This is a genomic window from Pseudomonas sp. KB_15 (assembly GCF_052114525.1).
GTDB lineage: Bacteria > Pseudomonadota > Gammaproteobacteria > Pseudomonadales > Pseudomonadaceae > Aquipseudomonas.
Genome location: NZ_JBFREX010000331.1, coordinates 1 through 380, shown reverse-complemented (window position 1 = coordinate 380; position 380 = coordinate 1). Strand labels below are relative to the sequence as shown.

General features: G+C 65.3%; 1 protein-coding gene. It reads right to left on the bottom strand.

Annotated elements, in window-relative coordinates:
• Positions 1–380 (bottom strand): BamA/TamA family outer membrane protein (locus tag AB4Z35_RS31135; protein WP_442101317.1); only part of this gene is annotated, 380 nt, incomplete at both ends.

The window sequence follows — 380 nt, the reverse complement described above, 5'->3', positions numbered from 1 at the left end:
TGTCGTAGTAGACCATCCGCGCGAACTGGATATTGCCGCCAATCAGCTGCCCGGTGGAGTAGCCGGACTGCTGCAGGAAGCCGCCCCACTGGAACATCGCGTACGGCGGCAGCGCCGGCCCGCCCAGGTTGGAGCCCGCCCGCACGCCAAAGTTGATGGTGTTGTTGCCGAAGGAGTGCGCATAGGTGGCCGTCAGGTCGCCCTTGGTATAGGTGTCGGTGGCGCCCATTGCGCCTTGCGACGAGTAGACGTTCATCGTCGCCCCGTAGCCGAAGCGCGGGAAGTTGATGCTGTCGACCTGATCCACCAGTATCCGGGCCGTGAAGGCACGGCGCTCGATGCTTTCATGGCCCGGGTCCAGGAACGCCGGCCCGGTGGAG